Origin of the sequence: Pseudomonas sp. EL_65y_Pfl1_R83 (genome assembly GCF_963970695.1) — a bacterium.
In the GTDB taxonomy this organism is placed as follows: Bacteria; Pseudomonadota; Gammaproteobacteria; order Pseudomonadales; family Pseudomonadaceae; genus Aquipseudomonas; species Aquipseudomonas tritici.
In genome coordinates, this window is sequence record NZ_CAXAQI010000507.1 from 1 (window position 1) to 431 (window position 431).

Below are 431 nucleotides of genomic sequence, written 5' to 3' on the forward strand. Positions count from 1 at the left end.
GTGCGATGTCGCGGTGATCGGTCTGGTTGGCGAACGCGGCCGCGAAGTACAGGAATTTGTCGAAGACGACCTAGGGGTGGAAGGCCTGGCGCGCAGCGTCGTCGTTGTCGCGACCTCCGACGCCCCCGCGTTGATGCGGCGGCAGGCGGCGTGGACGACGCTCGCGATTGCCGAGCATTTTCGCGATCAGGGGCTGAACGTCCTGTGCCTGATGGATTCGGTCACGCGCTTTGCGATGGCGCAGCGCGAGATCGGGCTGGCGTCCGGCGAACCCCCCGCGACCAAGGGGTATACCCCCACTGTTTTTGCCGAACTGCCGCGTTTGTTGGAGCGGGCGGGGCCGGGGTTGCCCGGCCAAGGCTCGATCACCGGTCTGTTCACCGTGCTGGTCGATGGCGACGATCATAATGAACCGGTCGCAGACGCGGTGC

At 66.1% G+C, this 431-nt stretch carries 1 pseudogene; it reads left to right on the forward strand.

Going from position 1 to position 431, the window contains the following annotated elements:
• A pseudogene (fliI, locus tag AACY08_RS30075) lies at positions 1–431 on the forward strand (flagellum-specific ATP synthase FliI); the annotation flags it as partial.